This is a genomic window from Clostridium phoceensis (genome assembly GCF_001244495.1).
GTDB lineage: Bacteria > Bacillota > Clostridia > Oscillospirales > Oscillospiraceae > Lawsonibacter > Lawsonibacter asaccharolyticus.
In genome coordinates this window covers 944,849-957,941 of the sequence record NZ_LN866274.1, presented here as the reverse complement: position 1 = coordinate 957,941, position 13,093 = coordinate 944,849, and the positions used below count along the sequence as shown (strand labels likewise).

13 protein-coding genes are annotated in these 13,093 nt (G+C 64.5%); 10 read left to right on the top strand and 3 right to left on the bottom strand.

Translation table 11 applies throughout. The features are described 5' to 3' along the window. Positions 1 to 394 precede the first annotated feature (394 nt). The 4 genes from BN1969_RS05440 (at position 395) to BN1969_RS05425 (ending at position 5,250) form a co-directional block, all read left to right on the top strand. Positions 395 to 1,906 (top strand): YifB family Mg chelatase-like AAA ATPase, encoded by a 1,512-nt coding sequence (locus BN1969_RS05440; protein WP_050623375.1) that lies wholly within the window; start codon positions 395 to 397, stop codon positions 1,904 to 1,906. 137 nt (positions 1,907 to 2,043) lie between these two features. Then, positions 2,044 to 3,210, top strand: a complete 1,167-nt coding sequence (gene thiI / locus BN1969_RS05435) for a tRNA uracil 4-sulfurtransferase ThiI (protein ID WP_050623374.1) — start codon at positions 2,044 to 2,046, stop codon at positions 3,208 to 3,210. A 17-nt stretch (positions 3,211 to 3,227) separates the two neighbouring features. After that, positions 3,228 to 3,950 carry a YjjG family noncanonical pyrimidine nucleotidase gene (locus BN1969_RS05430; protein WP_050623373.1) on the top strand — a complete coding sequence of 241 codons (723 nt, stop codon included), beginning with the start codon at positions 3,228 to 3,230 and terminating at the stop codon, positions 3,948 to 3,950. Between the two features lie 40 nt (positions 3,951 to 3,990). Next, on the top strand, positions 3,991 to 5,250 hold the full coding sequence (locus tag BN1969_RS05425) for a competence/damage-inducible protein A (RefSeq protein WP_050623372.1): 1,260 nt from the start codon (positions 3,991 to 3,993) through the stop codon (positions 5,248 to 5,250). A gap of 233 nt (positions 5,251 to 5,483) precedes the next feature. Here BN1969_RS05425 and BN1969_RS05420 read toward each other — a convergent pair whose 3' ends face one another. The 3 genes from BN1969_RS05420 to bioB all read right to left on the bottom strand — a co-directional run bounded on the left by BN1969_RS05420 (position 5,484) and on the right by bioB (position 8,060). Then, positions 5,484 to 6,269 carry a 4Fe-4S binding protein gene (locus BN1969_RS05420; protein WP_050623371.1) on the bottom strand — a complete coding sequence of 262 codons (786 nt, stop codon included), beginning with the start codon at positions 6,267 to 6,269 and terminating at the stop codon, positions 5,484 to 5,486. Positions 6,270 to 6,479: 210 nt separating this feature from the next. Then, entirely contained in the window at positions 6,480 to 7,055 is a 576-nt protein-coding gene (locus tag BN1969_RS05415) for a biotin transporter BioY (protein ID WP_050623370.1), read from the bottom strand. Positions 7,056 to 7,109: 54 nt separating this feature from the next. Further along, a complete protein-coding gene (gene bioB / locus BN1969_RS05410) occupies positions 7,110 to 8,060 on the bottom strand; it encodes a biotin synthase BioB (protein ID WP_187120330.1) in 951 nt (316 codons plus the stop codon). Between the two features lie 736 nt (positions 8,061 to 8,796). On the opposite strand from bioB, the gene BN1969_RS05405 reads away from it, so the two are divergent. The 6 genes from BN1969_RS05405 to BN1969_RS05380 all read left to right on the top strand — a co-directional run bounded on the left by BN1969_RS05405 (position 8,797) and on the right by BN1969_RS05380 (position 13,020). Further along, the gene (locus BN1969_RS05405; RefSeq protein ID WP_050623369.1) at positions 8,797 to 9,036 is read left to right on the top strand and encodes a DUF2508 family protein; all 240 of its coding nucleotides are present in this window, start codon (positions 8,797 to 8,799) and stop codon (positions 9,034 to 9,036) included. Beyond that, positions 9,033 to 9,287 (top strand): pro-sigmaK processing inhibitor BofA family protein, encoded by a 255-nt coding sequence (locus tag BN1969_RS05400; protein WP_050623368.1) that lies wholly within the window; start codon positions 9,033 to 9,035, stop codon positions 9,285 to 9,287. The genes BN1969_RS05405 and BN1969_RS05400 overlap by 4 nt, the downstream gene beginning before the upstream one ends. 330 nt (positions 9,288 to 9,617) lie before the next feature. Next, positions 9,618 to 10,703: a 3-phosphoserine/phosphohydroxythreonine transaminase gene (gene serC / locus BN1969_RS05395; RefSeq protein WP_050623367.1), complete on the top strand. Its 1,086-nt coding sequence runs from the start codon at positions 9,618 to 9,620 to the stop codon at positions 10,701 to 10,703. 51 nt (positions 10,704 to 10,754) lie between these two features. Further along, the gene (locus tag BN1969_RS05390; protein ID WP_050623366.1) at positions 10,755 to 10,934 is read left to right on the top strand and encodes a DUF6440 family protein; all 180 of its coding nucleotides are present in this window, start codon (positions 10,755 to 10,757) and stop codon (positions 10,932 to 10,934) included. Between the two features lie 43 nt (positions 10,935 to 10,977). Next, a complete protein-coding gene (locus tag BN1969_RS05385; protein WP_050623365.1) occupies positions 10,978 to 12,150 on the top strand; it encodes a phosphoglycerate dehydrogenase in 1,173 nt (390 codons plus the stop codon). Between the two features lie 177 nt (positions 12,151 to 12,327). Continuing rightward, on the top strand, positions 12,328 to 13,020 hold the full coding sequence (locus BN1969_RS05380; protein WP_187120329.1) for a polysaccharide deacetylase family protein: 693 nt from the start codon (positions 12,328 to 12,330) through the stop codon (positions 13,018 to 13,020). Positions 13,021 to 13,093 lie beyond the last annotated feature (73 nt).

Sequence of the window (13,093 nt, the reverse complement as noted above, 5' to 3'; positions counted from 1 at the left end):
TGTTTTTAATTTCTTGCGCTAGAGACCTCCCCTCTTTTCCCCCGTTTTCCGGGCCCCGCCCCCCCCCCCCCGGCCCCTGTCCCCGGGGGGGTTGTGTGCCCCCCCCCGCCGGCCCGGCGGGCCGCCTGCCTCGGGTCGGGATGGCGGTCAGCTCCCCGCGGTCAGGCGTCCGGGCACAGCGATCCCGCCCCTCCCTGTTTTGGAGCGGGCGGTCTCTTCTCAGACAAAGCTAGTTTATCATCTTTTCCCCCATTTGTAAATCGGGCTGGAGCGATTTCCCCCGATTTCCGGAAGAAAAATACTGGCATCCGTTGCAAAGGATGGTGCCGAAGGAGTAAAATGTACCAAACGGGGACAATTTGTGTTCCATACTCCCGCCAAGGAGGATGTGCCTATGGTATTCCAAGTGCGCTCTCTGGGGCTCCAGGGGGTCTCAGGCTATGAGGTGAGCGCCGAGTGCGACCTGTCCAGCGGCCTGCCCGCCTTCACCCTGGTGGGCCTGCCCGATGCGGCGGTGAACGAGGCCCGGGAGCGGGTGCGCTCCGCCATCAAGAACTGCGGCTTTCAGTTCCCGGTCAGCCGCATCACTGTCAATCTGGCCCCCGCCCATGTGAAGAAGTCAGGCACGCTGTACGACCTGCCCATCCTGGTAGGCATCCTGGCCGCCGGCGGGCAGCTGAAGGTGCGGGACCCGGACTGCGCCTTTGTGGGGGAGCTGTCCCTGTCCGGGGAACTGCGCCCCGCGGCGGGCATCCTTCCCATGGCATTGGCCGCCGGGCGGGCTGGCATCCGCTCTCTCTTCGTTCCGGAGGCCAATGCCGCCGAGGCCACCCTGGCCGGCGGTCCCGCCGTTTACCCTGTCCGGGACGTGGCCCAGCTGGCCCGGCATCTCACCGGGGAGGAGCCCATCCCCCCGGCCCGCCCCTGGGTACCCGGCCCCGGCCCAGAGCCCGCCCCCGACTTCTCCGAGGTGAAGGGGCAGGAGAACGGGAAGCGGGCCCTGGAGATCGCCGCGGCCGGCGGCCACAACCTGCTCATGTGTGGTCCTCCCGGGTCTGGCAAATCCATGCTGGCCCGCCGCCTGCCCTCCATCCTCCCCGATATGAGCCGCTCTGAAGCCCTGGAGGCCACCGAGATCCACTCGGTGATGGGCCTCACCGACCCGGACCACCCCCTCATCAGCCGCCGCCCCTTCCGTTCCCCCCACCACACCATCTCCCCCATGGGGCTGGCAGGGGGCGGCACCAATCCCAGGCCGGGTGAGATCTCCCTGGCCCACCACGGGGTCCTCTTTCTGGACGAGCTGCCCGAGTTCTCCAAGGAGGTGCTGGAGGTGCTCCGCCAACCCCTGGAGGACGGGCAGGTGCAGATCTCCCGGGCCGCCGGCTCGGTGACCTATCCCAGCCGGTTCATGCTGGTGTGCGCCATGAACCCCTGCAAGTGCGGCTGGTACGGCCACCCCAGCGGCCGCTGCCGCTGCACGGAGCAGGAGGTGCGGCGCTATCTCTCCCGCCTGTCCGGCCCCCTTCTGGACCGCATCGACCTGTTTGTGGAGGTGGCCGCCCTGGAGTTCGGTGAGCTGGCCCGCCGCGCCCCGTCGGAGCCCTCCTCCGTCATCAAGGGCAGGGTGGACCGGGCCCGGGACATCCAGCGTGGGCGCTATGGGGACGCCTCCTGCAACGCCCGGATGGGCCAGCAGGAGCTGGACCGGTTCTGCGCCCTGGACTCGGAGTGCCAGCGGCTGATGCAGGGGGCCTTTGACCGGATGGGGCTCACCGCCCGCAGCTATGACCGCATCCTGCGGGTGGCCCGGACCATCGCTGACCTGGACAGCAGCACCTCCATCCAGCTCCCCCACCTGGCCGAGGCCCTCCAATATCGTCCGCCGGAGTACCTGCGGCGGTAGAATGCGCCCTGCATAGGGCACGCGCCGGAGGGACATCCCCGGACAGATCCGAGACTTTCTCCGCTCCCGCTGGACATCCCCGGCGCTTTCCGATATAATGCCTGTGAAGCGAATCGATGGAAAGGATCTTACACATAATGAACGAAATCATTCTGCTCAAGCTGGGTGAGATGGTCCTCAAGGGGCTCAACCGCCGCAGCTTCGAGGACAAGCTCCAGGCCAACCTCCACCGCCGTCTCCGTCCCTTCGGCCAGTTCCGGGTGTACACCCGGCAGTCGGCCACCTACGTGGAGCCCATAGGCGAGGGCTGCGATGTGGAGGGGGCCTATGAGGCCCTGAAGCACGTGTTCGGCATCGTGGGTCTGTCCCTGGCCCGCCCCTGCGGGAAGGACAAGGACGCCATCCTGGCCTGCGCCAAGGAATTTCTGGACGACCAGCTCCGCGCCGCCCGCACCTTTAAGGTGGAGACCAAGCGGGCGGACAAGACCTTCCCCATGACCTCCATCCAGCTCAGCCAGTATGTGGGCGGGGAGCTCCATGAGGCCTATGACAACCTGGAGGTGGACGTCCACCATCCCGAACTCACCGTCTACGTGGAAGTGAGGGACTACGCCGCTTACGTCCACACCCAGCCCCAGCCCGGCGCCGGCGGCCTGCCTGTGGGCATCAACGGCCGGGCCGTCTCTCTGCTCTCCGGGGGCATCGACTCCCCTGTGGCCAGTTGGATGATCGCAAAGCGGGGGGTGGCCCTGGACATGGTCCACTTCTTCTCCTATCCCTACACCTCTCTCGAGGCCAAGGAGAAAGTGCTGGAGCTGGCCCGCCTGCTCACCCCCTGGACCGGGCGGCTCACCGTCCACGTGGTACCCTTCACCGCCATCCAGGAGGAGCTGCGCCGCTCCTGCCCGGAGGAGCTGTTCACCGTCATCATGCGCCGCTTCATGATGCGCATCGCCCAGGAGGTGGCCCGGCGGTGCGGGGCTAAGGCCCTGGTCACCGGTGAGTGCCTGGGCCAGGTGGCCAGCCAGACCATGGACGCCATGCTGGTCACCGGCGCGGTGGTCGATCTGCCCATCCTGCGCCCTGTGGTGGGGATGGACAAGGAGGAGATCGTCCAGATCGCCCGGAAGATCGGCACCTTCGAGACCTCCATCCTTCCCTATGAGGACTGCTGCACCGTCTTCACGCCCCGTCATCCTCGTCTGCGGCCCCTGCCCGGCGAGGTGGAGTTCGCCGAGGAGAAGCTGGACATCCAGGCGCTGATCCAAGCCGCGGTGGACGGCATCGAGCGGGTCCAGGTCTGAGGGACAGGAGGCGCGATATGGCACAGATCAACGTGATCCTCTGGGACGTGGACGGGACGCTGCTGGACTTCTCGGCAGCGGAGCGGCGGGCTCTGGAGGATTGCTTCCGCTCCTTTCAGATGGGCCCCTGCACGCCGGAGCTGCTGGCACGCTACTCCCAGATCAACCGGACCTACTGGCGGCGGCTGGAGCGGGGGGAGCTGACCAAGCCCCAGGTCCTGCTGGGCCGCTTTGAGGAGTTTTTCGCCCAGGAGGGGCTGAACTGCCGGGACATCCCCGCTTTCAACCAGGAGTACCAGCTGCGCCTGGGGGACACTGTGGTGTTCCGGGATGACGCCGGTTCTCTGGTGGCCCGGCTGAAGGGCCGGGTACGGCAGTACGCAGTGACCAACGGCACCCGGGTCGCCCAGGAGCGGAAGCTGTCCCGCTCCGGCCTGGACCGGATGCTGGACGGGGTCTTCATCTCTGAGATCGTGGGGACCGAGAAGCCGGGGGCCGCCTTTTTTGACGCGGTATTCTCCCAGATCGGCCCCTGCTGCCGGGACGAGGTGATGATCGTGGGCGACTCCCTCACCAGCGACATGCAGGGGGGACGCAGCGCCGGCATCCTGTGCTGCTGGTACAACCCTCTGGGGGAGCCCCGCCCGGCAGACCCCCGCATCGACTATGACATCCGGGACCTGCGCCAGGTAGAGCAGATCCTGGACCGGGCCGGGGCGGCGGAAGCCCCCGCCCCCTGACTGGAGCGCCGCCAATCTCATTTTCCTGGAGGTCTTTTTCATGTCTCATACTGTAGAGATCCTGTCCGTGGGCACTGAGCTGCTGCTGGGCAACATCGTCAACCTGGACGCCCAGATCCTCTCCCAGGGGCTCAGCGCCCTGGGCCTGAACGTCTACTGGCACACCGTGGTGGGGGACAACCCCCAGCGGGCCCGGGAGGCGGTGGCTGCCGCTAAGGGGCGGGCTGATATCATCATCACCACCGGGGGGCTGGGCCCCACCTGTGATGACCTGACGAAAAACGTGTTGGCCGAGGCGTTTGGAAAGAAGCTGGTGTTCCACGAGCCCTCTGCCCAGCGCATCCGGAATTATTTTGCCCGCACCGGGCGGCCCATGACGGAGAACAATCTTCAGCAGGCCATGCTCCCCGAGGGCTGCACCGTCCTGGTCAACGACTGGGGCACCGCCCCAGGCTGCGCCTTCCAGGCGGAGGGCTGCCACGTCATCATGCTCCCCGGCCCCCCCAGCGAGTGCCGTCCCATGTTCCAGCACCGGGTGGTCCCCTACCTTCAGGCCCTGTCCGAGGGAGTCATCGCCTCCCACACCCTGAAGCTGTTCGGCATCGGGGAGTCCCAGATGGAGGCCCAGCTCCGAGACGAGATGAATGCCATGTCCAACCCCACTCTGGCCCCTTACGCCAAGGAGGGGGAGTGTGAGCTGCGGGTCACCGCCAAGGCACCCACCATGGAGCAGGCCCAGGCCCTGCTTCTGCCCAAGGTGGAGGAGCTGAAGGCCCGCTTCGGCACCCGGGTGTACGGGGTGGATGTCTCCTCTCTGGAGGAGGTGGTGGAGGACCTGCTTCGGGAGAAGGGCCTCACCCTGGGCTGCGCCGAGAGCATCACCGGCGGCCTGATGGCCAAGCGCCTCACTGACATCCCCGGCTCCTCCCAGGTGTTCCGGGGCGGGGTGGTCTCCTACACCAATGAGGTGAAGGCGGGCGTACTGGGGGTGCCCCAGCACCTGCTGGACCAGTTCGGCGCAGTCTCCCCGGAGGTGGCCCGGGCTATGGCCGATGGAGCCCGGAGGCTGCTGGGCTGCGACATCGCCCTGTCCGCCACCGGCGTGGCCGGCCCTGGAAAGGACGAATGGGACCACGAGGTAGGCACCGCTTTCGTGGCCATCTCCACCGCCGAGGGCGCCCATGTCCGCGCCCTGAACCTGGGCAGCCGCCCAGTCCGTGCCCGTCTGCGTACTCAGACCGCCCACCACGCCTTCGATCTGGCCCGGCGTTATCTCAGCGGCCTGCCCTTCGAGGACTGATTCCGCCCCCCGATCAAACACCGCGCCCCGGAAGAGAACGTCTTCCGGGGCGCGGTCTGCTTTTTCGCTGGATTTTTCGCCGGACAACTGGGGCAGGTGCTCCATCAGCCCCCTGAAATCCCGGATCGCCTCCACGCCGTCCGGGACCGTGCGCTGCATCACCCCATAGGAGACAGGCCCACCCTTATAGGCCGCCGTGCCGCAGAGGTCTAAAAACTGTTTTGATCATCGTCTCACCTTCCGTAATACAGCTCCGGTTCCCGGCGGGGGGACAGCAGCCGCCCCTCCAGCCCCTCCACCATCTTGGGGAAAGCCGGACCGGCCACCGCCCGCGCCCCCGCCGGGCAGTTCTTCACACAGGCCAGACAGGAGATGCAGCGGCCCGTGTCAGTGCTCCGGGGGGATTCCGGAGGGATGGCTCCCGCCGGGCACCGGGACACACACGCCATGCATCGGGTGCAGCTCTCGTCCCCCGCGGGGTGCACCTCCACCCGCCTGGCCGGCCGGTAGGGCCGGTCCCCCGGCACCGTGAGCCGGCAGGTCCTCCAGTCCGGCCGCTCCAGCAGCGCCCGGACCCCCGCGGCAAATTCCCGCACCTTTTCCAGGTCCGCCCCATCCGGCCGTCCGGCCCCGATGCGGCCGGAGAAGGTGTGAGGGGCGATCCAGGCCCCCGCCGCGATCCCGTGGAATCCATGGGCCTGACAGATGTCCTGCTCCTCCAGCAGGGCGTCCTCAAAAGCTCTGTTGCCGTAGCTCACATTAAAGACCGCCGGGGTCCCGTCCCCCCGCAGGCGTTCAAAGATCCCGCCCTCCAGCTGGGGCAGCCGCCCCGCATAGACCGGCGCCCCCAGGATCACCAGATCCTCCGGGCCAAAGACATGGTCCCGCGCCCGCTCCTCCCGCGCCGTCAGATCGATCTCCTCCGCCTCGCAGGAGAGCAGCCCGGCCAGCGCCGTAACATAAGCTCTCGTCCCCCCTGTTGGGCTGAAATACACCCCATATACCTTTCCCTGCAGCATAGGTCTGCCCGCCTTTCTCTCCAAAATTTGTTTTCCTGCTGACACTGTACCTCTCTTTGTCTGGCCTGTCAACCTCCGGCACAGGGAAGCGGCGGCCGCTCTCTTAGAAGAGAGCGGCCGCCGCTGTCTGCCCTGTCCGGATGATTTAGTTTTATGCGGGACCTGCCGCCGTCCTCTGGGCCTCCCCGCCGGACGGCTGAGAGAAGCTGGTCATCCCCGATACAGTCCCGCTTTCTCCAGCCGGGAGCGGATCATGGGGCCCAGCGCCATGGCGATCAGCATTTTGACCAGGTCGCCGGGGATGAAGGGGAACACGCACAGCCCCAGGGCAGCCCCCACGGAGGAACCGGCCTGGAAGCAGTACCAGGCGGTGCCGAAGGCATAGCACACTGCAGTGCCCGCGATCATGCCGGCCAGCTGGATGCCCCGGTTCCGGAAGCGGTCGATGACCGCGCCGGCGATCAGTGCCATGGGGATGAAGCCCACGATATAGCCCCCGGTGGGGCCCAGCAGCCTGCCCATGCCGCCGGTGAAGCCGGAGAACACCGGCACGCCCACCATGCCGATCAGCACATAGACCAGATAGCTCACTGTCCCCCGCTTCCACCCCAGCAGATAGAGAGACAGGTAGATGGCCAGATTTGTGAAAGAGATGGGCACCGGTCCGATGGGGATGGACATGGGCGCCAGGACACAAGTCACCGCCGCCATCACCGCGGTCATGGACAGGCCGTAGATCTTGCTCTTTTTCTGGACCGCCCCGGCGGTCATGGGTTCGTGGCTCATAGTTCTGATTTCCTTTCCTTGTCGTTTGGGGCGTTTCTCCTGCCCCGCTGTCGCTCATACCTGGTAGCCCAGCCCCAGCAGCATGGCCCGGTCCCCCGCCATGCTGGTCCCGGTGGTGGTGAGCATGTCCCCGGTGATGGCCGCGTTGGCCCCAGAGCGGAACAGCTCCGCTCCGCCGTCCGGGAACTGCCCCCGGCCCGCCGCCATCCTGATCCATGCGGTGGGGTTGATGTACCGGAAAAAAGCCACGGTGCGCAGCACGTCCTCGTTGGAAATGGGCTCCATCCCCTCATAGGGCGTGCCCGGGATGGGCCGCAGGAGGTTCAGCGGGATGGAGCTGATCTCCAGCTCTGCCAGGCTGACCGCCAGGTCCAGGCGGTCCTCCCAGCTCTCTCCCATGCCCAGTATGCCGCCGGAGCACACCTCCAGCCCCGCCGCCCGGGCCCGTTGGATGTTGGTCACCTTGTCCTCATAGGTGTGTGTTGTGCACATCTGTGGGAAGTATCGCCGGGAGGTCTCCAGATTGGCGTGGCAGCGCTCCACCCCCGCCTCCTTCATGCGCCGGAACTCCTCCTCGGTCTGGAGGCCGTGGGAGGCGCACAGCTTCAGCCCGCTCTCCCGATGCAGCCGGGCGTAGGCCTCCAGGGCCTGCTCCAGCTCCATCCCCTTCAGGCTGCGCCCGGCGGTGACGATAGAGAAGCGGTGGACGCCCCCCGCCTCGTTCCGTCTGCACTCCGCCACGATCTTCTTCAGGGGGAGGAAGGGATACTCCTCCACCTGGGTGCCGTAGTGGCAGGACTGGGCGCAGAACTTGCAGTCCTCGCTGCACCGGCCGCTCCGGCCGTTGATGATGGTGCACAGGTCCGCCCGGTCCCCGCACAGGGCCTGCCGGATCTGGTCCGCTCCCGCCCGCAGCTCCTCCAGGTCCGCCGTCAGGAAGACGGCCAGGTCGTCCCGGCGGTTCAGCCTTCTGCCCGAGATGATCTCCACTGCCAGCTTTTTCACGCCTATCCCCTCTCTCAATTGTAAACCGTTTTTCTGCAATAGTTTACCACTGCCTCCCCGGATTGTCAACTTTATTTTTTCTCGGTTTACTATTGTGAAACAGCAGAGGGGACTGCCGGGATATCGGCGGCCCCCTCTGTCTGTGGAAAAAGCCTCGCAGAGCTTGCGCCCGCAGGTGAGGATCAAGTTCTGATCTGTTTTCCCCGGCGACATGTGCGCCGAGCAAAACACTTGCAGACTGCATCTTTCTTCCAAAAGCGGCAAAGCCACTTTTCCGACAGTCTCAGGGGGCCGCCGGTGTCCCGGCGGCCCCGTTTTGACTCTGTCAGCTCCTCCGTCCGGGACGGGGAGGGACTGGGTCTGTGTGGACGGTGCTTCGGCATTGCGGGTCGGTCCGCCTTCTGCGGGGTCCCCCACGCCCTCCCCGGTCTGCGGCTCAAAAGCGGTCCAGCACCGGCTTAAAAAGGATGGGCCGGAAAAGTCCGGCGGCTGTTCAGCCCTCCCGGATGGGACGGCCCCAGCGTTCTCCGTTCTCCTTTTTGCCTTTCGCCATCGGGCCCTCTGGAGCACAGGTCAGGAAGTTTGATACACGGTCCGGGGTTAGTATCTCCCCTCCTTTTCCTCCTATGTGTGTTTAATCAATGGAATATTTGACCAGACTATATCATACCTTTCATTGACAAGGGACAAGACCAGCCGTGCCCCGGTGTGCCGGGGCCGAAAGGAGGACAATCTCATGGCGGAAGCGGCCCGCATGTTTTCCCTGCGCCGTCTGGAGCGCGCTGACAATGTGGAGCGGCAGGAGCTCCTGACCTCTCTGGCCCACACCCGGGCCCTGATCCAGCAGGCCTACCGGGGCTTCAACAGTGCGGAGGACGGAGATCTCATTGAATCCTACGTTTTTGAGATCAATGCCCTCCAGTCCCGGTACAACTATCTGCTGCGCCGGGTCAAGGAGCTGGAGGCCCAGCCATGACCGGCTCCCTGGCCGGGGCCTGGGGCGTGGCAGTTATGGTGGCGCTGGCCGCCCTGCTCCTGCTCCACCGCCCGCTGGGCAGGCTGCTCCGGCTGGCGGTGCGCTCTTCTGTGGGGCTGGCAGCGCTGGCCCTGCTGAACCAGATCGGACTGGGGCTGGGGGTGAACCTGGTCAACGCCCTGATCCTGGGTGTGCTGGGTGTCCCTGGCCTGGGCCTGCTCCTAATGCTCCAGTGGGTCCTGCGGACCTGAGGGCCCGGTCCCTATGTGAAATAATCCCATGGACCCATCTCATTTCTTCATGCCGCCTCTGCAGCCTTTCATGCAGGGGCGGCATTTTTCCCACTTTTTTCCCGTTCTCTCCCCGGATTTTGCGGCTTTTTTCCCCATATCCTGCATTTGAAAATTATTTTCCAAAAAACGCGGGCTTTTTTATCCCAAAAGGCCTCTTTGGGGACGGACGGGGGCATTGACAGAGAAATTTTCCTTCACTATAATAGGGATACATTGTCATTTTTGTTTCCCTTCCCCTGTGCGGGAGCAGAGCTGGCAAGATCTTAATTTGAAAGGGGCTCTCCCAAAATGAGCGACCAGCGTGTTTACAACTTCTCCGCAGGACCTTCCATGCTTCCCCTGTCCGTCCTTGAGCGTGCCGGGGCCGAGATCACCAACTACCATGGATCAGGAATGTCTGTGATGGAGATGAGTCACCGCTCAAAGGTGTTCATTCAGATCTTTGAGGAGACCCAGGCCAAGCTCCGCCGCCTGATGAAGGTGCCGGACAACTATAAGATCCTGTTTCTCCAGACCGGCGCCACCGGCCAGTTCTCCATGATCCCCCTGAACCTGATCGGCAAGACGGGCAGGGCGGACTACGCCGTCACCGGCAACTTCTCCAACCTGGCCTACAAGGAGGCCCAGAAGTACGGCCAGATCAGCCTGGCCGCCTCCTCCGAGGACCGCAACCACACCTATATCCCCAGCCAGGACCAGCTGAAGCTGGACCCGGAGGCCAGCTACTTCTATTACTGCGCCAACAACACCGTCTACGGTACCGAGTGGCAGTATGTCCCCGAAACCGGCAGCGTCCCCCTGGTGTGCGACATGTCCTCTGACATCCTCTCCCGCCCCGTGGACGTCTCCAAGTTCGGCATCATCTACGCCGGCGCCCAGAAGAACATGGCCCCCGCCGGCCTGACCGTGGTCATCATCCGGGAGGATCTGGCCGGCCACGAGCTGCCCTACACCCCCGTGATGATGAGCTACAAGGCCATGATCGACAAGGACTCCATGTACAACACCCCGCCCTGCTGGTGCATCTACATGCTGGGCCTGACCCTGGACTGGCTGGACGAGCAGGGGGGCATCGAGGGCATGGAGCAGATCAAGCACGGTAAGGCCCAGATGCTCTACGACTGCATCGACAGCTCCAAGCTGTTCACCTGCGCCGCCGAGAAGCCCTTCCGCTCCGATATGAACGTCACTTTCCGCTCCGCCAGTGAGGAGCTGGACGCCAAGTTCGTCAAGGAGGCGGCCGAAGCCGGCTTCGTCAATCTGAAGGGGCACCGCAAAGTGGGCGGCATGCGGGCCTCCATCTACAACGCCGTCCCTGTGGAAGGCGTGGAGAAGCTCTGTGACTTCATCCGGGCCTTCGATAAGGCCAACTGAGGCCCTGTTCCCATTCGATCTTCCGCTTGCAGACCAAACAGGGGTGCTTCCATGGCCGCAAAAGAAAACAACCGCTTCGTCAAGATCTACGCCCAGGGTGCCCTGGTCCAGACCGAGATCTGGGTGGATACTGTCACCGGGGTGCAGTATCTCTTTCACCGGGACGGAAATGCCTCTGGGCTCACCCCGCTGCTGGGGCCGGACGGGAAGCCTGTGATCGCTCCCCAGTGATCCGCCCCTTCCATCAGAAATCAGGATTCGAGGTAATTGCCATATGTACCGCATCAAAACCATGAACAAGATTGCGTCCGCCGGCCTGGATCAGCTGGACAAGAGCCGCTTCCAGGTGGGGGAGGATGTGGAGAACGAGGACGGCATCCTGGTGCGCAGCGCCAAGATGCACGACTACGTCTTCCCGGATGCCCTGCGTGCCATCGCCCGGGCGGGCGCCGGCACCAACAACATTCCCATCGACCGCTGCTCCGAGTCCGGCATCGTGGTCTTCAATACCCCCGGTGCCAACGCCAACGCAGTAAAGGAGCTGGTCATCGCCGCCCTGCTCATCGCCTCCCGGGACATCGTCGGGGGCGTGGACTGGGTCCAGGAACAGGCTCATACTCCAAATGTGGATGTAGCCGCCGCCGTGGAGAAAGGCAAATCCGCCTTTGTGGGCCCTGAGCTCTACCGTAAGACCCTGGGTGTCATCGGCCTGGGTGCCATCGGCGCCCTGGTGTGCAACATCGGCCTGGACCTGGGGATGGACGTGTACGGCTACGACCCCTACCTGTCTGTGGACGCCGCCCTGCGGCTGGACCGCCATGTCCATGTGGTCAAGGACGTGAACGAGCTGTACAAGGTGTCTGACTATGTCACCATCCACGTCCCCTACACCAGTTCCACCAAGGACTTCATCAACGGGGACGCCATCGCCAAGATGAAAGGCGGTGTCCGCATTCTGAATCTGGCCCGGGGCGAGCTGGTGTGCGACCAGGACATGATCGCCGCCCTGGAGACCGGCCGGGTGGCCAAGTATGTCACCGATTTCCCCAACGACACCATCGCCACGGTAAAGAACGTCATCGCCATGCCCCATCTGGGCGCCTCCACCCCGGAGAGCGAGGAGAACTGCGCCGTCATGGCCGCCCGTCAGCTCCAGGATTACCTGGTCAACGGCAACATCCGCAACTCGGTGAACCTGCCCAATCTGGAGCAGGAGTGGAGCGGCATCTCCCGCCTCTGCCTCATCCACAAGAACGTGCCCGCCATGCTCACCAACATCATGTCCACCCTGTCCAACGACGGGATCAACGTGGAGAACATGACCAACAAATCCAAAAAGGACTACGCCTACACCATCGTGGACGTGAACACCCGCATCACCGACCAGGTAGCCAACGAGCTGCGCGCCATCCCCGGCGTGATCCGGGTGCGGGTGCTGAACCACTGATCTGCCGCCCCATCCGCTTTCCCTGCCCTCCGGCCCCGGCCGGAGGGCATTTTTTCTGTCAGAAATTTCTGAGCAAGCTGCCGGAAAAAGCGCACATACTGAACAGTGAGCGCGATGGGAAAGGCGGCGGTCATCATGTGGTGCAGGAAAAAATTTTTTAAATACTGGCGGGTCCTTGTGCCTGCACGGCTTCGGGCGGCCCTGTGCCGGCCCGGCCCAGGGCCAGCCGCAGAGGCAGGGGGCGGCGGGTCGGTGACGGTGCCGGAGGAGCCCCCCCTGGTGGCTCTCACCTTTGACGACGGCCCCAGAACCTCCACCACCTCCCGCCTGCTGGACGGTCTGGCTCTCCGGGAGATCCAGGCCACCTTCTTCCTGGTGGGCGACCGCATCCAAGGTCAGGAGGCCCTTGTCCGGCGCATGGCGGAAGACGGCCACCAGATCGGCGTTCACTCCTACGATCACAGCTGCATCTCTGACCTCTCTCGGGGGGACTTCGACCTCCAGGTGGGCAGAACCCGGGGCGTCCTCTCCGCCGTGCTGGGCTCCGGTGACTTCTGGCTCCGCCCGCCCTACGGAATCATTGACGATGCGGGGCTCCGGTGGGCCGGCTCCCCCGTTGTCCTGTGGTCCGTAGACCCGGAGGACTGGAAGGACCAGGACACTGGGCGGGTGGTGGGCTCCGTCCTCAGCCATGTGGAGGACGGCAGCATCATCCTGCTCCACGACATCTACGACAGCTCAGTGGACGCCGCTCTCCAGATCGCGGATGCCCTCTCCGGGCAGGGCTACTGCTTTGTCACGGTGGAGCAGCTCCTCCAGGCCAAGGGAATCCAGCCCCAGGACGGGACTGTTTACCGGTGCGCAAAATAAAAATTTAACGCTTTTTTGTGTTAAAGTGTTGATTTGCGCCCCAAACCGTGGTACAGTGCTATCGTTCCCACAG

Bases quoted from the DNA above. Each gene is read 5' to 3' on its own strand.
- BN1969_RS05440 (WP_050623375.1), top strand. From the start codon at position 395: ATGGTATTCCAAGTGCGCTCTCTGGGGCTCCAGGGGGTCTCAGGCTAT.
- thiI (WP_050623374.1), top strand. From the start codon at position 2,044: ATGAACGAAATCATTCTGCTCAAGCTGGGTGAGATGGTCCTCAAGGGG.
- BN1969_RS05430 (WP_050623373.1), top strand. From the start codon at position 3,228: ATGGCACAGATCAACGTGATCCTCTGGGACGTGGACGGGACGCTGCTG.
- BN1969_RS05425 (WP_050623372.1), top strand. From the start codon at position 3,991: ATGTCTCATACTGTAGAGATCCTGTCCGTGGGCACTGAGCTGCTGCTG.
- BN1969_RS05420 (WP_050623371.1), bottom strand. From the start codon at position 6,269: ATGCTGCAGGGAAAGGTATATGGGGTGTATTTCAGCCCAACAGGGGGG.
- BN1969_RS05415 (WP_050623370.1), bottom strand. From the start codon at position 7,055: ATGAGCCACGAACCCATGACCGCCGGGGCGGTCCAGAAAAAGAGCAAG.
- BN1969_RS05405 (WP_050623369.1), top strand. From the start codon at position 8,797: ATGGCGGAAGCGGCCCGCATGTTTTCCCTGCGCCGTCTGGAGCGCGCT.
- BN1969_RS05400 (WP_050623368.1), top strand. From the start codon at position 9,033: ATGACCGGCTCCCTGGCCGGGGCCTGGGGCGTGGCAGTTATGGTGGCG.
- serC (WP_050623367.1), top strand. From the start codon at position 9,618: ATGAGCGACCAGCGTGTTTACAACTTCTCCGCAGGACCTTCCATGCTT.
- BN1969_RS05390 (WP_050623366.1), top strand. From the start codon at position 10,755: ATGGCCGCAAAAGAAAACAACCGCTTCGTCAAGATCTACGCCCAGGGT.
- BN1969_RS05385 (WP_050623365.1), top strand. From the start codon at position 10,978: ATGTACCGCATCAAAACCATGAACAAGATTGCGTCCGCCGGCCTGGAT.